General features: G+C 40.7%; 16 protein-coding genes. 15 read left to right on the top strand and 1 reads right to left on the bottom strand.

The genetic code is table 11. From position 1 onward, the window contains the following. Positions 1-6: 6 nt before the first annotated feature. Entirely contained in the window at positions 7-1,494 is a 1,488-nt protein-coding gene (locus EFT72_RS09025) for a glutamate synthase subunit beta (protein ID WP_124066591.1), read from the top strand. Positions 1,495-1,652: 158 nt separating this feature from the next. Here the strand turns inward: EFT72_RS09025 and ychF are convergent, their stop codons facing one another. Continuing rightward, positions 1,653-2,750: a redox-regulated ATPase YchF gene (gene ychF / locus EFT72_RS09020; protein WP_124066590.1), complete on the bottom strand. Its 1,098-nt coding sequence runs from the start codon at positions 2,748-2,750 to the stop codon at positions 1,653-1,655. A gap of 215 nt (positions 2,751-2,965) precedes the next feature. Here ychF and lgt point away from each other — a divergent pair, with 215 nt between their 5' ends. From lgt to EFT72_RS08950, 14 genes are all read left to right on the top strand, one after another. Next, a complete protein-coding gene (gene lgt / locus EFT72_RS09015) occupies positions 2,966-3,844 on the top strand; it encodes a prolipoprotein diacylglyceryl transferase (protein WP_124066589.1) in 879 nt (292 codons plus the stop codon). A gap of 1 nt (position 3,845) precedes the next feature. Then, positions 3,846-3,998: a Spo0E family sporulation regulatory protein-aspartic acid phosphatase gene (locus EFT72_RS09010; RefSeq protein ID WP_206426630.1), complete on the top strand. Its 153-nt coding sequence runs from the start codon at positions 3,846-3,848 to the stop codon at positions 3,996-3,998. Between the two features lie 249 nt (positions 3,999-4,247). Then, positions 4,248-6,128, top strand: coding sequence for an ABC transporter substrate-binding protein (locus EFT72_RS09005; RefSeq protein ID WP_124066588.1), 1,881 nt, complete (start codon positions 4,248-4,250; stop codon positions 6,126-6,128). 99 nt (positions 6,129-6,227) lie between these two features. Next, the gene (locus EFT72_RS09000) at positions 6,228-7,232 is read left to right on the top strand and encodes an ABC transporter permease (RefSeq protein WP_124066587.1); all 1,005 of its coding nucleotides are present in this window, start codon (positions 6,228-6,230) and stop codon (positions 7,230-7,232) included. Between the two features lie 10 nt (positions 7,233-7,242). Beyond that, positions 7,243-8,493 (top strand): ABC transporter permease, encoded by a 1,251-nt coding sequence (locus EFT72_RS08995; protein WP_124066586.1) that lies wholly within the window; start codon positions 7,243-7,245, stop codon positions 8,491-8,493. Positions 8,494-8,507: 14 nt separating this feature from the next. Continuing rightward, the gene (locus EFT72_RS08990) at positions 8,508-9,518 is read left to right on the top strand and encodes an ABC transporter ATP-binding protein (RefSeq protein WP_164473120.1); all 1,011 of its coding nucleotides are present in this window, start codon (positions 8,508-8,510) and stop codon (positions 9,516-9,518) included. Further along, positions 9,508-10,323: an ABC transporter ATP-binding protein gene (locus EFT72_RS08985; RefSeq protein WP_206426629.1), complete on the top strand. Its 816-nt coding sequence runs from the start codon at positions 9,508-9,510 to the stop codon at positions 10,321-10,323. Before EFT72_RS08990 ends, EFT72_RS08985 begins: the two co-directional genes overlap by 11 nt. Before the next feature lie 36 nt (positions 10,324-10,359). Then, the gene (locus tag EFT72_RS08980; protein ID WP_124066584.1) at positions 10,360-12,810 is read left to right on the top strand and encodes a glycoside hydrolase family 2 protein; all 2,451 of its coding nucleotides are present in this window, start codon (positions 10,360-10,362) and stop codon (positions 12,808-12,810) included. A 29-nt stretch (positions 12,811-12,839) separates the two neighbouring features. Beyond that, complete coding sequence (locus EFT72_RS08975; RefSeq protein WP_347561865.1) at positions 12,840-15,122, top strand: glycoside hydrolase family 3 C-terminal domain-containing protein; 2,283 nt, start codon at positions 12,840-12,842, stop codon at positions 15,120-15,122. A 278-nt stretch (positions 15,123-15,400) separates the two neighbouring features. Continuing rightward, entirely contained in the window at positions 15,401-15,826 is a 426-nt protein-coding gene (gene mraZ, locus EFT72_RS08970) for a division/cell wall cluster transcriptional repressor MraZ (protein WP_124066582.1), read from the top strand. After that, positions 15,823-16,761: a 16S rRNA (cytosine(1402)-N(4))-methyltransferase RsmH gene (rsmH, locus tag EFT72_RS08965; protein ID WP_124066581.1), complete on the top strand. Its 939-nt coding sequence runs from the start codon at positions 15,823-15,825 to the stop codon at positions 16,759-16,761. Before mraZ ends, rsmH begins: the two co-directional genes overlap by 4 nt. Positions 16,762-16,778: 17 nt before the next feature. After that, positions 16,779-17,264, top strand: a complete 486-nt coding sequence (locus tag EFT72_RS08960; RefSeq protein ID WP_124066580.1) for a cell division protein FtsL — start codon at positions 16,779-16,781, stop codon at positions 17,262-17,264. A gap of 40 nt (positions 17,265-17,304) precedes the next feature. Further along, positions 17,305-19,485, top strand: a complete 2,181-nt coding sequence (locus EFT72_RS08955; RefSeq protein WP_124066579.1) for a penicillin-binding protein 2 — start codon at positions 17,305-17,307, stop codon at positions 19,483-19,485. A 74-nt stretch (positions 19,486-19,559) separates the two neighbouring features. Continuing rightward, positions 19,560-21,320, top strand: a complete 1,761-nt coding sequence (locus EFT72_RS08950) for a penicillin-binding transpeptidase domain-containing protein (protein WP_124066578.1) — start codon at positions 19,560-19,562, stop codon at positions 21,318-21,320. Positions 21,321-21,324: the final 4 nt, after the last annotated feature.

Here is a 21,324-nt window from a genome sequence, read left to right as displayed (position 1 = left end):
ATAAATATGGGAAAGCCAACAGGATTTTTAGAATTTAACAGAGAAACAGGAAAAACGGTAGATCCCAAGACTCGTATTAAGAATTACAACGAGTTCCATCTACCTCTTTCCGAAAAAGAACAAAGATGTCAAGGTGCACGCTGCATGGACTGTGGAGTTCCTTTTTGCCAATCCGGTGTAATTTTAAATGGTATGGTTTCTGGCTGCCCGCTGAATAACTTGATTCCAGAATGGAATGAGCTGGTGTATACAGGTACTTGGGAACAGGCATTTAACCGGTTAAAAAAGACCAATAGTTTTCCGGAATTTACAGCAAGAGTCTGTCCTGCGCCCTGTGAAGCTGCTTGTACCTGTGGATTAAATGGAGATCCGGTTAGTATCAAAGAAAATGAATATGCAATTATAGAACGTGCTTATGACAATGGGATTGCTGGACCGAATTCTCCAAAGATCCGCACAGGAAAAAAAGTGGCCGTCATCGGTTCGGGTCCAGCTGGACTGGCAGCTGCGGATCAGTTAAATAAACGGGGACACAGTGTTACAGTATTAGAACGGGAGGATCGTTTGGGAGGTCTTTTGATGTACGGGATTCCCAATATGAAACTGGAAAAACATGTGATCGACCGGAAGGTAGACATCATGAGACAGGAAGGCGTAACGTTTGTGACGAGTGCAGACATTGGAAAGAATCAAAAGGCAAAGGACTTGTTAAAAGAATACGACCGAGTAATTCTGGCATGTGGGGCGTCCAACCCCAGAGATTTAAAAGTATCTGGAAGAGATGCGATGGGAATTTACTTTGCTGTAGACTTTTTAAAATCCACCACCAAAAGTCTTCTTGATTCCAACTTGCGGGACAATCAATTTATATCTGCAAAAGGGAAGCACGTGATCGTGATTGGTGGGGGGGATACAGGCAATGACTGTGTGGGAACTGTTATACGTCATGGTTGTTCCTCTGTTACCCAGTTGGAGATGATGCCTCAATTACCAACCGTCAGAGCAGAAGATAATAGTTGGCCTGAATGGCCGAAAGTCATAAAGACAGATTATGGTCAGGAAGAATCCATTGTAGTATTTGGAAAGGATCCTAGAGTCTACCAGACCACAGTGAAAGAGTTTATCAAAGACAAATCAGGGAAATTAATAAAAGTGATACTCATGAGCCTGGTGCCGAAAAAAGATGAAAAGACCGGACGGACAAATATGGTTCCGGTTGCAGGAAGTGAGAAAGAAGTTCCTGCTGATTTGGTATTAATTGCGGCTGGTTTTTTAGGAGCACAAAGTTATGTGGCAGATGCATTCGGTGTGAAGTTAAATGCGAGAAGCAACGTGGAAACAACAAGTGGTAATTACAAAACCAACGTAGAAAAAGTATTTGTAGCAGGAGATATGCACCGGGGGCAGTCTTTGGTTGTTTGGGCGATCAGAGAAGGCCGGGAGGTAGCAAAAGAAGTAGACGTCAGTTTAATGGGATATTCAAACCTGGCATAGCTACGAGCAGTGCGCTAATAAAGGAAGAAGCCTGGAAATGAGAGTTCACTCACATTTCCAGGCTTCTTCCTTTATTGGCATACGGCGACAACCGTCCATAAGGGAGGCAGTTTACGCCTCCCTTATGAGCCGGTCAAGAGCCAGTTGAGAATATTATCTTATACATTAAACCGGAACAAGATCACGTCTCCGTCTTTTACAATGTACTCTTTGCCTTCCAGTCCCACCAGCCCTTTTTCTTTGGCAGCGGTGTAAGTTTTACAGTCCAGAAGATCTTTGTAAAAAACAACTTCAGCCCGGATAAATCCACGTTCAAAGTCTGTATGAATCTTACCAGCTGCCTGAGGTGCCTTGGTGCCTTTTGTAATGGTCCATGCCCTTGTCTCAGTAGGACCTGCGGTCAGATAACTGATCAGACCCAGAAGCTGGTAACTGGCAGCAATCAATTTTTCCAGTCCAGATTCGGTAAGACCCAAATCCTCTAAGAACATCTTTTTCTCGTCTTCTTCCAACTCTGCAATCTCTTGCTCAATCTGAGCGCAGATAACAAAGACTTCGCTGTTGTTCTCCTTTGCAAATTCCCGAACCTTTTTTACGGATTCATTATCAATCCCGTCGTTCGCTAAATCATCCTCACATACATTGGCTGCGAAGATTACAGGTTTATAAGTAAGAAGATTCAAAGTAGAGATGAATTCCTGCTCATCTGCATCATCGACTTCCATGCTTTTAGCCAGTTTTCCATCTTCAAGATGAGCTTTGAGCTTCTTTAAGGTTTCCAGTTCTTTTGCCAGTGTCTTATCGTTCATACTTCCCTTTGAGGTCTTGGAGATACGACGATCCAAAATCTCGATATCGGAAAAGATCAGCTCTAAATTTATGGTTTCAATGTCACGCAAAGGATCAACGCTTCCATCAACGTGAATCACATTGGGGTCTTCAAAACAACGTACGACATGTACGATGGAATCCACTTCTCTGATATTGGAAAGAAACTGATTTCCAAGGCCTTCGCCTTTGGAGGCACCTTTTACTAGCCCTGCGATATCTACAAATTCAATCACTGCCGGTACGATCTTGGCGGAATGATACAATTCAGCAAGTTGTGATAGACGTGCATCTGGAACTGGAACTACACCAATATTTGGATCAATGGTACAAAAAGGATAGTTTGCAGATTCTGCTCCAGCCTTTGTCAGAGAATTAAAAAGAGTGCTCTTACCTACGTTTGGTAATCCGACAATACCTAATTTCATAGTTATTACCTTCCTATATTGAATAATATTGTTCATATTCATGGTTGATTTTTGTCTGTAACTAATATAGAATATCATATTATCCGCAAAATTAAAAGCGAAAAACGCAAGAATTGATACTGCTGTCGAATATTAGTTGAATATGTCGGGCGAATCTGTTTGATTTTTGTGTTTTCACGGGGTAAAATAAAGAAAACATCGAAAGGAGAAGACGAATGGCAAATACGGCAGATATTAGTTTTGTGCATTTGGGTATTACCATTGATCATCTGCATAACAATATCTCGATATTTGGGTTCCGCATTGCATTTTACGGGATTATCATAGGGATTGGTATCCTGGCAGGTTTATGGGTTGCAGCACGCGACGCAAAAAGGAGAGGACAGGATCCGGATATTTATCTGGATTTCGCTCTTTATGCAATCGTTACATCAATTATAGGCGCAAGAATCTATTATGTAATATTTGATTGGGACAACTATAAAGATAACCTGCTACAGATATTTAATACAAGGGCGGGTGGACTGGCGATCTATGGAGGTGTTATAGGAGCCATTATCACTCTTACGGTTTATACCAGGGTAAAGAAACTTTCCTTCTTTTCTTTGGCAGATACCGGCTGCCTTGGACTGATAACCGGGCAAATAATAGGAAGATGGGGAAACTTCTTTAATTGCGAAGCGTTTGGCGGATACACCGACGGCTTGTTTGCTATGAGAATCAGAAGGGCGCTGGTTAACGAGAATATGATATCAAAGGAGCTTTTAAACCATTTGATTGTAAAGGATGGGATTGAATATATACAGGTTCATCCGACTTTCCTTTATGAATCTGTATGGAATCTTTGTGTTCTGGTGTTTATGTTATGGTATCGGAAGCACAAACGATTCGATGGGGAAATACTTCTTATCTACCTGCTTGGCTATGGTTTGGGACGAGTATGGATAGAAGGAATGCGTACAGACCAGTTAATATTTTTTGGTACTGGCATACCGGTGTCTCAGGCACTGTCTTTGATATTGGTAGTGGTATCTACTCTTGTGCTCTTCTGGAAACACAAACAGATACGAATAAAGAGCAAAGGAGAAGTATGATATGATAAAATCAAAAGAAGAGTTAATACAAAATATTGAAGAAGCAAGGGAAAGATTAAATAAAAGCATTGATCATGACGATGGAGATGTGATTTATCTTAGAAGCACCGAACTGGATAAATTAATTGAACAATATATTGAAGCAGGATATTAATTGGAAAAAGAAAGCAGGAGATATGAAAACATCTTCTGTTTTTTTGTATCATAATGAGGAGAATAATCCAATACAGATGAAATCGTATGAGCAGGCATTTGAGCATAATTATGTTATGCAAAAAGCCTGCTTATTTTGTTTTTGTGTTCAGAAATCTATGCAATGTGCATAAACATGTAAGGAGGTTGCACAGGAATGACTGATAGCCAGTAAAAAGGTATATCGGCAGCTCTCTTAGGAGGTAGAAAGATGAGAAAGAGACACAACAAAATGATTACGTTTCTTACAGTTGGAACCGTAATACTCTCCATGCTTTGGGGGTGCCAGAAAGCAGAACCAGAACCTAATAAGAATGTGGAAAAAAACACGGAGGCAGTCGAAGAGACTACCAAGGAATCAGTTACTGAGAATAATACAGAGAAAACGGATGGCCAATCAGGCTCCACCCCCAGAAATGAGACTCTCTATTTTAATGGACAGCAGTGGGGAACGATCAACGACTGGAATCCGCTAAGTTCCAATTCCAACAATGCTATGGCTGTTTCTCAGAATGACAATTCAAGAGAACTAGTTTATGAAACTCTGTTTATGTACAACATGCTGGACGGTAAAATCTATGGATTGTTGGGAAATAATTACGAATGGAATCAGGATCAGACAAATCTTACCATAACCATAAATCCAGATGCCAAATGGAATGATGAGACGGCCGTGACAGCAGATGATGTGGCCTATACCTTCGCATGTCACAAAAAATATGCGTCTGCCCAAGGAAGTGATTATGCAAATTATATTGATTCCGTCGAGGCAGTGGATGATCATACCGTTGTATTTCATTCAAAACTGGACAAAAAAGGACTTCCAGTAAATCCCCTTAAGGTAATGGAGTACATTCCAAAAATTTATGTATTGCAAGAAGCGTATCTTAAAAAAGTGGAAGAACGAAATGGGAACGATGGGGATAAAATCAAACAAGATAGAATGGAAGATTTTGTTTCTTCCGGTCCTTATACCTCCTATTATAATGATGACCAGAAGGTGGTTTTGGTTCGGTATGAAAAATATTGGGGGACTGCATTGTGGGGTAGTTTACCTGCACCCAAGTACATTACTCATGTTATTTATGAAAATAACGCAGCAGGGGATACGGGATTTAAGACCGGAGAAGTAGATGTATCACAACAGTTTATTACCAATGTACAAAAACTATGGGAAGAAGATGGGCTCCCGATCTCAACCTATGTTGATGAAGCTCCCTATGGTGTTTGTGCAACAATGCCCACGGCATATTTTAACGTTGAGGTGAAGGGCCTAGATCGAAAAGAAGTCCGGAAAGCCATAGCAATGGCTGTGGATTACGACCAGATTATTGCTTCTGCTATGTCCAATCAGTCTCCAAGCTTTAAAGATGTCCCTCGTTCCATTATGAATCCAACCGTTGGAGAACAGACGTTGGTAAACCAAGAAGAATTAAAAGACGTTCAATTTACGGGAAACGACATTGCAGGAGCCAATGCGTTGTTAGATAAAGCAGGAATTGTAGATACCGATGGGGACGGCATCCGGGAAATCGACGGAAAGAATCTTTCTTTTAAGGCAGAATGTCCAGATGGATGGACCGATTGGAATGCATCTCTTGAAATTGTTGCTGCAGCTGGAAAACAAATTGGAATAGAGCTTGAAACTTATTTTCCGGATGCCAATACATTCTATGATGATATGACAACGAGAAAATTCGATATTTGTATGTGGAATCCACCGGCTGCTTCAGTAGCAAATCCATGGGGAAGGGCTATGGCTTTTCTGTCAACTGACTATGCCAATCTTAAAGTGAACTGGAGTGGAAACTTTGGAGGGTATGTAAATCCCCAGGTGAATGATATACTCAACAAGATTCCTCTTGAGACAGATAAGGATATATTAAAAGATTACTATACGCAATTGAGTAAGATCTATTTGGAGGAAGTTCCTTCCTTTTCCCTAATGTACAGACCTATGCTGTTTCATGCAGTTAATGAGAGTGTTTGGACTGGGTTTCCGCAATTAGAAGATGGAAAGAACATACCACCGACAGATTGTACCGATGGATATGGAGTTGCAGCGCTTTATCATCTTAAAAATGTGAACTAAGTTATCATAAGACCATGCGTTCCAAAGAATTCATTTCCTTGCACCATGGTCTTTTTCAATAAGAGTATATGAAACCATCCAATAAAAAGAGGTGATCGTTTGAAGGGATATAAGAAATACTACAGGAGTAAAATAATCTGGTACTTATTTACGTTTATAATTGCAGTTATGCTGAATTTTATTTTACCAAGACTCATGCCTGGGGATCCTGTATCTGCAATTGCGGCAAGGGCTGTTGATGGGATGACAGATTCGACTGCGATACAAGAGGTTTACGAAGATTATGCAGAGAAATTTGGTGTCAACCAACCCATGATAACACAATTTTTCCTATTTGTTAAAAATGCAGTCAAAGGAAATTTTGGTGTATCTTTTAGTCAGTATCCCAGGGCAGTATCTGATATCATCGCTACTTCGGTGTGGTGGACGGTATGTCTGCAGCTTCCAGCAATTATACTAGGATGGATTTTAGGCAATATTCTCGGTGCAGTCGCTGCATATATGAAAGGGGTTTTTGATAAGGGAATTCTTCCGCTCTTTTTGTTCCTTAGTAATATCCCTGCATTTGGAATGGCTACCATATTGCTATTTGTGTTTTCCTTAAAACTTGGTTGGGCACCATCAAGCGGAGGATATGGATTTGACTTAATACCCAGTGGAAGTCTGACATTTTTTAAATCTGTGATTTTACATTATCAGCTTCCGTTCTGGTCGGTGGTACTAATTACCATAGGCGGGCAGGCCATTGGAATGCGTTCCATGTCCATCTATGAGCTAAATGCTGACTATGTAAAATACAGCCGTTTTCTAGGGATTAAGGACAAAACAATTGTTGGTTATGTATTTCGCAATGCCATGCTACCTCAGATTACAGGACTGGCCATGTCCATTGGCACCATGATCGGCGGTGCACTTGTTGCAGAAATTATCTTCAGTTATCCTGGACTTGGAACCACTTTGCTTTCTGCTATCAAAGGCAGAGATTATCCCCTGATTTCGGCATGTACCTTGATTATTACAATTATGGTACTTCTTGCCAATCTGTTTGTGGAATTGATTTACGGTGTCATTGACCCACGAATTAAAGCGGCGCAACAGGATTAGGAGGAATGCGATGAAAAACCAGATCAAACAGATCTTTCATTATCCCAAATTTGTAATTGGCTTTGTGATCTTTCTTGTAATATTCTTGATCACCATTTTATACCCATTGTTTGTAACCGAGGATCCATTAAAAATGCTTGGAAAGGGAAATTTTTTTAAACCAGGTGTTTACATAGCAGTTACTGATGTAGTACGCACAGATACCTATCCGCTTAATTTAGATCCAACCACCAATCGGTTGGAACAAAGCCTTTTGATGGAGGACCGGACTGCAATGGCAGAATGGCTTGAGGCATATGGGAGTGTACCTGTTGGAGAAATTGATGTAACCGATGGAGAAGGGCTGGTTTCTTTGTGGAATGCTCACTATGATCCATTGAATGAACAGAAAGGGGAAATAGCAGCTAGAAAAAAATATTTTAAACGTCTAGACAAAAAAGTAAAGGGGTTGTTGGAAGAATCAGAGGTAATTATTGCAGAAAAGGAAGAAAAGACAGGAAACCTTGCTGTGAAAAAAAGTATATCACAAGAAGAATACGTGAATATCAAAGACGTTCCAAATCAGAGAGTTTTTGTTTTAGGTACAGATAATTTTGGGCGGGATGTGCTAACTGAACTGATTTCGGCCATTAAAACATCATTAAAAATCGGTTTGATTGCAGGAATTACAGCTACGTTAATCGGTTTAACCCTTGGACTGTTAGCAGGGTATGTAGGAGGAGTGTTGGATGAATTCATTATGTTCATCACCAACTTATTTACGGTGATTCCCAGTTTTATATTATTGATTCTGATTTCATATAGTGTAGGGAAAAATGCCAGAGGGGTTATGATGGTAGCGGTGATTATCGGTGTAACATCGTGGACCTGGACGACAAGATCTGTGCGTTCCCAAGTGATTTCTCTTAGAAACAGAGATCATGTGAATTTATCCAAACTGTCGGGACATAGTTTAGTTGCTATTATATTAATGGATATCCTTCCTTATATTGCTTCTTATGTTGTTATGGCTCTCATCTTACAGATTTCTTCCGGAATTCTTGCAGAGGCCCAATTGTCTATGATAGGACTAGGTCCTGCAACAACTACGGTATCCACGCTGGGGCTGATGATGAATTGGGCAATGTCATACAGTGCACATTTAAATGGAGACTGGTGGGCATATTTTCCTGTGATTTTCTCCATTGCACTAATTTCATTTTCTTTGAATCTTATGAATACAGGCCTGGATCAGGTATTTAACCCGCAGTTGAGAGAATAAAAGGAGTGGTGATTATGGGAAAGAAGATGCTTGATGTAGACCATTTGAAAACAAAGTATATCACTAGGTCAGGAGAAAACATTTATGCAGTAGATGGAGTATCTTTAAAAATTGAGGAAGGGAAGTCTCTTGGGATTGCAGGAGAATCTGGTTGTGGAAAATCTACACTAGCTCTAAGCCTGATGGGCTATTACTTTGCGCCTCTTCATTATCAAAGTGGAACAATTAAAGTGGATGGTGTGAATATCTCCAGTATGAAACCAGATGAAATTCGAAAAAAAGTTCTAGGAAGTGAAATTGCTTATATTCCTCAGGCGGCGATGAATGCATTAAATCCTACCCAGAAAATCATTCATTTCATTGAGGATGTGGTTCGCGCGCACAAACCCAAAACGACGAAGAAGGAGATCTATGATCTCGCAAGAGAGAGATTTGAGATACTTGGGCTGCCGGAAGGTGTACTAAAAAAGCATGCCGTAGAGCTTTCTGGAGGGATGAAACAAAGAACAGTGATCGCAATCTCCACCATTCTCTCCCCTAAAGTTTTAATCGCAGATGAGCCATCTTCCGCGCTTGATGTTACCTCTCAGAAAATGGTAATTAAAATGCTTCATAACCTTATGGAAAAAGGGTTGATTAAATCCATGCTTTTTATTACACACGAACTTCCTTTGCTTTATAATGTTACGGATGAGATAATGGTAATGTATGCGGGGCAAATTGTGGAGCAGGCTTCTGCTCGTAATATGGTATTTGATCCACTCCAGCCTTATTCAAAAGGTCTGATGGGATCCATTCTGGTGCCAGAAGAAGGCGTGAGAAGTGGGAAATTAACGGCTATTTCAGGGACACCTCCCAATCTGAAACACCCACCAAAGGGATGCCGGTTTGCAGACCGATGTAAGTATGCCAAGCCAGAGTGTATGCTCCACGGAATTGCAGAAACGCATATGGAGAATGGAAGAATGTTTCGCTGTTATCTGACGGAACAGGAATTGAGGGAGGTGTATGCGTGTGAATCTTAACGAAAAACCAAAAGAACTATGGCTAAGTGGGAGCGGAGTTACGAAGATATTTGGTTTTGGAGATGAAAAGACAGTTGCCGTAGATCATGTGGACTTTTCATTTCTAAAAGGGGAGATTGTATCTATAGTAGGAGAAAGCGGTTCGGGTAAAACCACATTGTCTAAAATGCTTCTTGGTCTGATTCGTTTAACGGATGGAGAGATCAACTATCAGGGGAAAGTCAGAGATCTTTCCAGCGGAAAAAAGAAAAAAGAGTATTGGAAAGGGATTCAAGCTATTTTTCAAGATCCTTTTTCTTCCTTTAATATTTTTCGCAAGATTGATCAGGTACTTCTTGATTGTATTAAGATGCGGGGGGATGGAAAGCTTCCTTATATTAAAAAGGTGGAGCTTATGGCAGAAGCTTGTCAATTTGTCAACTTGAAATTTGAAGAATTAACCAATAAATATCCCTTTGAGTTGTCTGGTGGACAGATGCAAAGATTGATGATTGCCAGAATTTTTTTACTAAAGCCACAGATTTTGCTGGCAGATGAACCCACCTCTATGGTAGATGCCTGTTCACGGGCTACCATACTGGATATGCTTTTAAAATTAAGACAAGAAACCAACCTAACCATTATATTTATTACCCATGATATTGGGCTTGCTTATTACATTTCGGATACTATTTACATTATGGAGCATGGCAAATTTGTAGAGTCTGGGGATGTAGAATCTGTTATCATAAATCCCAAGGCAGATTATACGAAGCGATTGATTAACGATGTGCCAAAGATTCATGAAGAATGGGATTTATCCTAGTTTAAGAGAAAACAATGAGAAAAGGAGCAAAATAGTATGCAAAAAGTTGAAATGAAAGACATATTTAAGATGCGGATCAAGGGAACGGATCAATGGCATCCGGCAAAGGTGCCGGGAAGTGTTTACACAGATCTACTTAATAACAAAGCAATGTCTGACCCCTTTTGGAGAGATCAGGAAGAAATGGTATTAAGTTTGATGGAAGAAGAGTTTGAATACTTGGGTGTTTTTGACGTTTCTCCCTCAATGTTGGAAGAAGAAAAAAATCTACTACATTTTGATGGTCTTGATACACTGGCTGAGATTGAATTAAATGGAGTTTGGTTAGGCTCTGTGAATAATATGCATCGAACCTATGAGTTTGTCGTCACCAATTTGCTACGCATGAAAGACAATGAACTGCGAATTTTGTTTCACTCTCCTACAAAGTACATAGAAAAAGAGTATCAAAAAGAACCAATTGGAGGTTCTGAAGATGCAATGAGAGGCTTTTCAAGGCTGCGTAAGGCTCATTGCATGTTCGGTTGGGACTGGGGGCCGCGGCTTCCAGATGCAGGAATATGTAGAGGGGTTTATTTATTGGGGTTTACTTATGCGCGTCTGGATCAGGTATATATCACCCAAAGACATCAAGCCGAAGGGGTTTATCTGGATTTTCAGGTTGATTTAAAGTTGAATCAAAAGGATGATTTGCTTACATTTGTAAAAGATCAAAAAGAGTTGAAACGAAAAAAATATTCCTATCAGGTTACGGTAACAGAACCAGACGAGGAAGGAAAGCAATGTGTTTATGAACATGCTCCGGAGACAATTTTGCTTACAAATCCAAAATTGTGGTGGCCCAATGGATTTGGCAAGCAGAATTTATATCATATACGGGTTGTCCTCTTAAAAGAAGGGAAGGAGATTGATGCATGGGAAAACCACATTGGTCTTCGAACGATGACCATACACCGGGAAACAGACGAATACGGGGAATCCTTTGCCCATGAGGTCAACGGCATAACGATATTTGCCATGGGTGCAGATTACATTCCAGAAGATAACCTTCGTGGAAGATGCAACCCAAAAAGAACAAAAAACCTGCTCTTACAATGCAAAGCAGCCAATTATAATATGATACGAGTTTGGGGTGGCGGATATTATCCAGACGATTATTTCTATCAGATCTGTGACCAATTAGGTTTCATTGTCTGGCAGGATTTAATGTTTGCATGTGCGAATTATGATCTGACGGAAGCGTTTGAAGAAACAGTTTTTTATGAATTGGTAGATAATATACGGAGAATCCGCCATCATGCCTGCCTTGGACTCTGGTGTGGAAATAATGAGATGGAACAGTTTACCGCACTTTCTGCCTGGAATTGTACTCCAAAACAAAAAGCAGACTATATAAAGCTGTTTGAATACATCATACCTAAAATTCTCAATAAAGAGGACCCACAGACCTTTTACTGGCCGGCTAGCCCTTCGTCTGGTGGAAGTTTTGATTCCCCCAACGATGAAACCAGAGGAGACGTTCACTACTGGGATGTATGGCATGGGAACAAACCGTTTACGGAGTACCGCAAGTTTTATTTTAGGTATTTGTCAGAATTTGGCTTTCAGTCGTTTCCATCTTATCGAACAATAGAAACATTTACAGAGGAAAAAGACCGGAATGTGTTTTCCTATATTATGGAGAAACATCAACGCAATGCCCAGGCCAATGGAAAAATAATGGGATATCTGGGACAGACGTTTTTGTATCCTACAGACTTTGACGTTCTTTTGTATGCATCTCAACTTCTTCAGGCAGAGGCCATGAAATATGGAGTGGAACATTTTAGACGGAATCGGGGAAGGTGCATGGGAACCATTATCTGGCAGCTCAATGATTGCTGGCCGGCTGTTTCCTGGTCCTCCATTGATTACTGTGGAAGATGGAAGGCACTCCATTACTATGAAAAACGTTTCTTTGCGCCTCTTTTGATTTCTTGTGAAGAAGCTGTTCACACTTGTGAAGTAGAAACGTCCATTCGCCTATCTTTGGCAAATGAGTCGCGTTTTGATGAAACCGTAACAGCCAGCTGGCAATTGACAAAAAACACAGGAGAAATCATACGAAAAGGGCAAGAAAAAAGGGGACTAAAAAAATTGTCCTCCCTGTGGCTTGATCCGGTAATGCTTCCAGAGGCAAATATTCATGAGGATTATGTAAGCTATCAAATGGAACGGGAAGGAGAGATTGTTTCTTTTGGAACGGTTTTGTTTTGTGCTCCCAAACATTACAACTTTCTGGATCCTGAGTTGACGGTACGAGCAGAAGCTGATACGATCATAGTAAGATCCAAAGCGTACGCAAAATCCATTGAAATTCGGAATAGAAACGATGATTTAATTCTTTCTGATAATTTTTTTGATATGAATCCGGGTGAGAGACAAGTGAAAATATGGAGCGGAATACCAGAGGATCTAACGGTTCGAAGTGTCTACGACATTCGTTAAGAAAAGTAGCGTTTGAAAAAAGAAAGGGGATTTGTATGGATGTAGAAAAAATAGTGAAAGAGATGACGCTAGAAGAAAAGGCGGGACTTTGTTCGGGGGCGGATTTTTGGCATACCAAAGTGGTTGACCGGTTGGGGATACCTGCTTCTATGGTGAGCGACGGGCCTCACGGTCTTCGAAAACAGGATCAGGAAGGGGATCATCTAGGCGTGAATGACAGCATCAAGGCGGTTTGTTTTCCAACGGCATCGGCAACGGCATCTTCGTTTGACCGGGATTTGCTGATTACGCTTGGAAACGCATTGGGAGATGCCTGTCAGGCAGAGGGGCTGAGTGTGATTCTTGGACCTGCTGTTAATATCAAACGCTCTCCTTTGTGTGGACGGAATTTTGAATATTTTTCAGAGGACCCTTACTTGGCATCCGAGATGGCGGCCAGCCATATTACGGGTGTACAGGAAAAACAAGTTGGAACCAGCATCAAACATTTTCTGGCAAACAACCAGGAGAAAAGACGCATGACATCGGATTCGAAAATTGATGAGAGAACCTTACGGGAAATATATTTAGCGGCATTTGAGGGAGCGATAAAAAAAGCAAAACCATGGACTGTGATGTGCTCGTATAATCGGATCAATGGAACTTATGCATCGGAAAGCCACCACTTTCTCACTGAAATATTAAGAGAAGAATGGGGATTTGATGGGTATGTAATGAGTGATTGGGGCGCAGTTAATAACAGAGTGGAAGGGGTAAAGGCAGGTCTTGATCTTGAAATGCCCTCTTCTGGAGGAAGGAATGATGCGTTGCTTGTAAAGGCTGTAAAGGAAGGGGAACTAGATGAACAGGTCCTTGACAAAGCGGTAAAAAGAATTCTTACCATTATTGACCGGTATCATAAAAATAAAAAACCAAATACTGTCTGGGATAAAGAAAAACACCATGAACTAGCTCGAAAAATCGAAGGAGAGAGCGCGGTTTTATTAAAGAATGAAGGAGTTCTTCCTCTGCAAGATACGGATGAAGTTGCATTCATTGGTTATTTTGCGGCTCACCCAAGGTTTCAAGGTGGTGGAAGTTCCCATATCAATGCCACAAACGTGCTGTCTGCAGTGGAAGCGGCGAAGGATAAGAGGATTACATATAGCCAGGGATACGAAATTAATACGGATCAGGAAAATGCAGCCATGAAGATAGAGGCGGTGGAGGCGGCAAAGAAAGCAAAAAAAGCCGTTATCTTTGCTGGACTTCCAGATTCTTTTGAATCCGAAGGATATGACCGTACTCATATGGCAATGCCTGACTGTCAAAATTCTTTGATTGAAGCAGTAGCGGCCGTACAGCCAAATACAGTGGTTGTTCTTCACAATGGATCACCAGTAGAGATGCCGTGGATTAATCAGGTGTCCGGAGTGCTGGAGGCTTATCTTGGAGGGCAGGCCGTTGGAGGTGCGATTGTAGATCTTTTATATGGAACGGTAAATCCCAGCGGAAAACTAGCCGAGTCGTTTCCAATACAGCTTGAGGATAATCCATCCTTCCTCTACTATGGAGGAGAAAAAGATGTAACAGAATATCGAGAAGGGATTTTTACCGGTTATCGTTATTATGACAAAAAGAAGATGGCTGTCAGATTCCCGTTTGGTCATGGTCTTAGTTATACAACTTTTGCATACAGTAATATGAAAGTAGACCAGGATTTAATGAAAGATACAGATACAGTGATTGTTTCCGTTGATGTAACGAATACAGGCAGGGTGACAGGAAAAGAGGTTGTTCAGATCTATGTAGAAGCCAAAGATCAATCGGTGATTCGTCCGGTGAGAGAACTGCGTGAATTTGCAAAGGTTCAGTTAAAAGCAGGAGAAACAAAAACTTTAAGATTTTCTTTGGGAAATCGTGCGTTTTCCTATTATAATGTTGAAATCAGTGACTGGCATGTCAAAACCGGAGGCTATACCATATATGCAGCTGCTTCATCAAGGGACCTTCGGGAGTCTGTATCGATTCGCGTTCAGTCCACTGTCAAAATACCAATGAAGTATCATCTTAATAGCACCATAGGCGATATTCGCTCAGATTCTATTGCGGCGGAGGTGTTACAGCCACTGATGGAACAATTTCAGAAACAGAGTGCCATAGGAAATTCGGATGGAGATGCTTCAAAATCAGCCATTTCAAATGAGATGGATGAAGCCATGTTCCGTGATATGCCTCTGCGGCAGATTTTTAGTTTTGCGCCTTCTTTAACGACGCAGGAAGAATTAGAAACATTAGTTGATCAAATGAATGAAATGAAAAAAAATAATTGATTTCGGATAAGTAAATAGTAGAGTTTCTCTTAAGGCAATGGAGTTTTTCTGTCTTAAGAGAGGCTCTTTTTGTCACTTTATAGAGAATAATGGAAAAGTATGGAAATAACAAATTTTATCCGTGTATGAAATTAAAAAATCTTTAAAATTGTTCTTGCTATTTACCAGTATATGTAATAAAATTATACTATAAGTGGAGGAAAGTGGTACAAAGTGGTAGAAAATGGTGGGAATGCAGCTGTTTTTCTCACCACTCATTGTACTAGCAGGTGATTGGTATGTTCATGGGCGAATACAATCATACAGTTGATGCGAAGGGACGTCTTATAGTCCCATCGAAGTTCAGAGAACAGCTTGGAGAAGAATTCGTTGTTACGAAAGGCTTAGATGGCTGTTTATTTGTGTATGATAATGAAGAATGGACTGTACTGGAAGAGAAACTGAAAAGCCTGCCGCTGACTAACACCAATGCCAGAAAATTCTCCCGATTCTTTCTGGCCGGCGCAACTGCATGCGAAGTGGACAAACAGGGAAGAATTTTATTACCTGCTGTCTTAAGAGAACATGCGGGAATTTTAAAAGATGCGGTATTAGTAGGGGTAGGCAGCCGAATTGAAATTTGGAGTAAAGATGCATGGGCAGCTACTAACACCTATGAAGACATGGAAGAAATCGCAGAAGCTATGGAAGGACTTGGAATATGACATTTGAACACAAATCAGTACTGTTAAACGAAACGGTTGACAGCCTGAATGTAAAGCCGGACGGAATTTATGTGGACGGAACATTGGGAGGAGGCGGACATGCTCTTGAAGTGTGTAAGCGCCTGGGACAAAACGGAAGATTAATTGGAATTGATCAGGATGCAGATGCGATTGCGGCAGCAACGATGCGGCTTGAGGCATTCAAAGATAAAGTTACAATTGTTCGCAACAATTATAAGAATATACAGATGGTTTTAAGTGATCTATCAATTGAACGGGTGGATGGGATTTACTTGGATCTTGGAGTGTCATCTTATCAGCTTGATATGCCGGATCGGGGATTTACCTATCGGGAGGAGGATGCGCCTCTTGATATGCGTATGGATCAGAGAAATGATCAGACTGCAGCTGACATCATTAATGACTACAGTGAATTTGATTTATACCGGATTATTCGAGACTATGGAGAAGATAAATTTGCAAAAAACATTGCAAAGCATATTGTTCGGTCCAGAGCGGAGAAACCGATTGAAACAACGGGTGAATTAACTGAGATTATTAAGGGAGCCATTCCTGCAAAGATAAGGGCCGTAGGCGGGCATCCGTCCAAAAAGACATTTCAAGCGATTCGGATTGAATTAAATAAAGAACTTGAAGTGTTAAATAATTCCCTAGATACTATGATTGACCTGTTAAATCCAGGAGGAAGATTGGCGATTATTACGTTTCATTCATTGGAGGATCGTATGGTGAAAACTAGATTTCGAACCAATGAAAGACCATGTATATGCCCGCCGGACTTTCCGATCTGTGTTTGTGGGAAAAAGAGTAAAGGGAAAGTGATTACAAGAAAACCTATCATACCGTCAGAAGACGAGATAATAGAAAACAAACGTTCAAAAAGTTCAAAACTTCGGGTATTTGAACGAAATTAGTGAGGGAGGAAATGAGTGTGACTGCAAGAAACAGTGTGCGATCCTATGGGAACAAACATGCTTATGTGCATGGGAATACAGTCCATAAAGCCATGCCGGTGCAAAGACCGGTATATACACCAGAAAAAATTCAACGTCCATCTGTAAATAATCAGGTTAGGCGAAATCGTGAAAAAGCATTGCAGATGAATCTGCCATATGTAATTCTTCTTACGATTGCTGCAGTCATAACTCTTTGCATTTGTGTTAATTATCTGCATTTACAGTCTTCAATCACTACGGGGATTCATAGCATTGAAGAAAAAGAAGCAGAGCTGGAACATTTAAAAAATGAAAACAATGCATTGGAAACGAGAATTAACACTTCTGTTGATTTGGATCATGTGTATAAGGTCGCTACTGAGGAACTTGGTATGGTCTATGCAAATAAAGACCAGATCCTTCACTATGATAAAACAGAAAGTGAGTATGTAAGGCAGAATGAAGATATTCCCGAACATTAAGAAAAATAAAAATAGAAAAACCAAGGTGTTTCCCCGTTATATGCAGGAAAAGCTGGCGATTACTGTACTGGTAATTACGCTGGCTTTGTTTGCATTGGTTATGATACTTTATAACCTTATGACGAATAAAAAAGAAGATTACAATCAGATTGTGCTGTCTCAACAGGAATATGACAGTCGTGTCATTCCGTTTCGAAGAGGAGATGTAATGGATCGAAACGGCACCTATCTGGCAACCAGCGAGAAAGTTTATAATTTGATCTTGGATCCGAAACAGATTATGTCAGATCAAGATGCATACCTTGAGCCTTCCGTTATGGCGCTCATAGATTGTTTTGGATACGACAGAACGGAAATCCTCAATTTAATTCAGGAAAAAAAGGACAAGCAGTATATCCGCTATGCAAAACAGCTTACTTATAGTGATAAGGAAAACTATGAAACATACAAAACGAAAAAAGCAAAAGAGTTAAAGAATGAAAATAAAGCCATCAAAGGGATTTGGTTTGAAGACGAATATAAAAGAGTATACCCATATAATAGCTTGGCAAGTAGTGTCATTGGTTTTGCCAGTAGTGACGGTGGAGAAGGTACCGGAGGAGTAGAGCAGTCCTACAATTCCACTCTTATGGGAACCAATGGGAGAGAGTATGGGTATCTAAATGATGACTCAAATCTAGAGAGAGTAATAAAGCCTGCTACAAATGGGAATACAGTGGTTTCTACCATAGATTTAAACATACAAAAGATCGTAGAAAAGTACATACGAGAATGGGAACAGCAGACAGGGAGTGAAAAAGTAGGAGTAATTGTTATGAACCCCAATAACGGGGAAGTTCTAGCCATGGCAGATGACAATACCTTTGATTTAAACCATCCCCGTGATTTGAGTCCGGAGTATACAGATGAAAGAATCCGTCAGTTGGGGATCGAAGAGGCCATTGCAGATTATAAGCGTAAAAACAAGGATGCAGAACCACTAACAGAAGAAAATGTGAGCAATCATTATAGCGATACTGAAATTAGATCGTTTGGTACTATGGTGGCCTGGAACCAGACTTGGAGAAATTTCACGATTAGTGATGGCTATGAACCAGGTTCCACCTCTAAGATTTTTACTATTTCTGCCGCTTTAGAAGAAGGTGCGATTACAGGGAACGAGAGCTATGACTGCCCTGGTTTTTTGGAAGTCGGAGGGTATAAAATCAGATGTGCAAGCCGCTATGGACATGGCCTATTGACGGTGGAGCAGGGGCTTATGAAATCCTGTAATGTGGTTATGATGCGGGTTGCCCAGCAGATGGGGAAAGATAAATTCTATAAATATCAGAAGATTTTTGGATTTGGAACAAAAACAGGAATTGATCTTCCAGGAGAGGCCGATAATAAGACATTGATGTATTCTGCGGATTCGGCTGGACCTACAGATCTTGCAACCAACTCCTTTGGACAGAACTTTAACTGTACCATGATCCAGATGGCGGCGGCATATAGTTCTGTAATCAATGGAGGTTCTTACTATGAACCTCATGTTGTAAAACAAATTTTAAACGAACAAGGTTCTGTGGTGAAAAAGATGGAACCAGTTCTAGTTCGTGAGACTGTTTCAGAATCGACTTCTAAATTTATCAATGAAGCGTTATTTAAGACGGTAAACGCGAAGGGGGGAACGGGTGGAGCTGCCAGAGTGGAGGGCTATAAAATAGCTGGTAAAACAGGCACCGCTGAGAAAATCCCAAGAGATAAAACAAATTATCTGGTATCATTTTGCGGATATGCGCCTTCGGATAATCCGCAGGTATTGGTCTATGTTGTGGTGGATCAGCCTCATGTGGAGAGTCAGCCTCATAGCACTTATGCCAGTGAGATTTTTAAAAAAATCATGACTGATATTCTTCCTTATTTAAATATATTCCCGGATACAGATTCTGCGTCAGGGACACCCACTGATAAATCGGATTTGCCAGTTGAAGAAGGAATTACCAGTGAAACCAAAGAGGATGCAGAGCAAATGGAATCTGGAGAGGAATCCAAAGCAGATGGGAGTTCTTCACCGTCTCCAACGATGGAGGATGGGGCTTCCATTCCGGAAGAATATTTAAATCCTACGGATGAATTCATTGACAGGCAGGAAGGAGACGATTCCAATCTTCCGGATTCTCTGCCAAAAGATGTGAATTCGTCGCAGAACTCAACAGAGACAGATCAAGATCAAGAGTAAACGATAAAGTGGATAAGTATCATAAAAGAGTCTGAATTTCATATACTGTATCAATAATGATAGTGGAGTTGTGTATGAATTCAAATAAAACACATCACAGAGAGAAAATAGCCCTCCTGTTTTTCCTGCTTTTTCTTTGTATGACAGGACTAATGGGGCGGCTTGTTTTTCTCATGGTATTCCGATCCGAACACTATAGTGCCATGGCTGAAGATCTCCATGAAAGAGAAAGGACGATAAAGGCGGCAAGAGGGAATATAATTGATGCGAATGGAATTGTTATAGCCACCAACCGGACGGTATGTACGATCTCCGTAATACACAATCAGATAAAAAAAGCCGATGAAGTAGTGGCGGTATTATCGAAGGAACTAGGATTAGAAGAATCAGAAGTGCGCAAGAAGGTACAAAAGTATAGTTCAAGGGAAATTATTAAGACAAATGTAGACAAGGCTATGGGAGATCAGATTAGGGCTTATCATATGGAAGGGGTCAAGGTAGACGAAGATTACAAACGTTATTACCCATATGATACTTTGGCTTCAAAGGTACTTGGCTTTACGGGAGGAGATAATCAGGGGATCATCGGTCTGGAAGTGAAATATGAATCCTATTTAAAAGGGATGAATGGGAAAATACTGACGATGTCAGATGCCGCAGGAATTGAAATCCCCAATGCTGCAGAAGATCGGATAGAACCAATTGCAGGACAGAATCTTACCGTTAGCCTGGACGTGAATATTCAACGGTATTGCGAACAAGCGGCCTATCAGGTTATGGAGAAAAAAGGCGCAAATAGAGTGTCGATTATTGTCATGAATCCACAAAATGGGGAAATTATGGCAATGGTGAATACTCCTGAATTTAATTTGAATGATCCGTTTACACTAAACACATCGGTTGAAATACCGAAAACAGAAAAAGAAAAGCAGAATATGCTCAATCAAATGTGGAGAAATCCCTGTATTAATGATACGTATGAGCCGGGGTCAACGTTTAAGATCATCACAGCAGCTGCAGGGTTAGAATCAGGTGTTGTAAAATTGGATGACCATTTTTCCTGTCCTGGATTCCGAATTGTTGAGGATCGCAGAATCAGGTGCCATAAAGTAGGAGGGCATGGTTCGGAGACATTTCTGCAGGGGATGATGAACTCTTGTAATCCAGTTTTGATTGATGTGGGGCAGAGACTTGGAGTGGATGGTTATTATAAGTATTTTGTCCAGTTTGGCTTAAAAGGAAAAACAGGAATTGATTTGCCGGGAGAAGCGACAACCATAATGCATAAAAAAGAAGATATGGGATTGGTTGAATTGGCTACTGTTTCCTTTGGGCAGTCCTTTCAAATCACGCCAATGCAGCTAATTACCACTGCGTCTTCGATTATTAACGGCGGAAACCGGATTACACCTCATTTTGGAGTGAAATCGGTTCGTGCAGATGAAGAACTGGTACATGATTTTACCTATCCCGTAAAAGAGGGTATCTTATCAAAAGAAACCAGTGCGACCATGCGTTATATTCTGGAACAGGTCGTTTCGGAAGGGAGTGGGAAAAGAGCAAAGATTGAAGGGTACCGGATTGGTGGAAAAACAGCAACTTCTGAAAAACTTCCCAGAAGCTTAAAGAAATATATATCCTCATTTATTGGATTCGCACCAGCGGATGATCCAAAAGTGATTGCCCTGATTACCATAGATGAACCGCAGGGGATTTATTATGGTGGAACTATAGCCGCACCAGTCATTGCGGATATATTTAAGAACATTCTTCCATACTTAGGAATTGAGCCTACAGCGGAGGATACTGTATCTGCGTTTCGAATCAGTGGTTGATTAT

It is taken from the genome of Clostridium sp. E02, from assembly GCF_003833015.1.
Lineage (GTDB): Bacteria > Bacillota > Clostridia > Lachnospirales > Lachnospiraceae > Lacrimispora.
The sequence above is the reverse complement of the archived record's forward strand: the minus strand, read 5'-3'. Positions and strand labels throughout refer to the sequence as shown.

What these genes read in the sequence shown, in the direction of transcription:
- EFT72_RS09005 (WP_124066588.1), top strand. Translation starts at nt 4,248, where the DNA reads ATGAGAAAGAGACACAACAAAATGATTACGTTTCTTACAGTTGGAACC.
- EFT72_RS09010 (WP_206426630.1), top strand. Translation starts at nt 3,846, where the DNA reads ATGATAAAATCAAAAGAAGAGTTAATACAAAATATTGAAGAAGCAAGG.
- mraZ (WP_124066582.1), top strand. Translation starts at nt 15,401, where the DNA reads ATGTTCATGGGCGAATACAATCATACAGTTGATGCGAAGGGACGTCTT.
- EFT72_RS09025 (WP_124066591.1), top strand. Translation starts at nt 7, where the DNA reads ATGGGAAAGCCAACAGGATTTTTAGAATTTAACAGAGAAACAGGAAAA.
- rsmH (WP_124066581.1), top strand. Translation starts at nt 15,823, where the DNA reads ATGACATTTGAACACAAATCAGTACTGTTAAACGAAACGGTTGACAGC.
- ychF (WP_124066590.1), bottom strand. Translation starts at nt 2,750, where the DNA reads ATGAAATTAGGTATTGTCGGATTACCAAACGTAGGTAAGAGCACTCTT.
- EFT72_RS08955 (WP_124066579.1), top strand. Translation starts at nt 17,305, where the DNA reads ATGCAGGAAAAGCTGGCGATTACTGTACTGGTAATTACGCTGGCTTTG.
- EFT72_RS08990 (WP_164473120.1), top strand. Translation starts at nt 8,508, where the DNA reads ATGGGAAAGAAGATGCTTGATGTAGACCATTTGAAAACAAAGTATATC.
- EFT72_RS08995 (WP_124066586.1), top strand. Translation starts at nt 7,243, where the DNA reads ATGAAAAACCAGATCAAACAGATCTTTCATTATCCCAAATTTGTAATT.
- lgt (WP_124066589.1), top strand. Translation starts at nt 2,966, where the DNA reads ATGGCAAATACGGCAGATATTAGTTTTGTGCATTTGGGTATTACCATT.
- EFT72_RS08980 (WP_124066584.1), top strand. Translation starts at nt 10,360, where the DNA reads ATGCAAAAAGTTGAAATGAAAGACATATTTAAGATGCGGATCAAGGGA.
- EFT72_RS08950 (WP_124066578.1), top strand. Translation starts at nt 19,560, where the DNA reads ATGAATTCAAATAAAACACATCACAGAGAGAAAATAGCCCTCCTGTTT.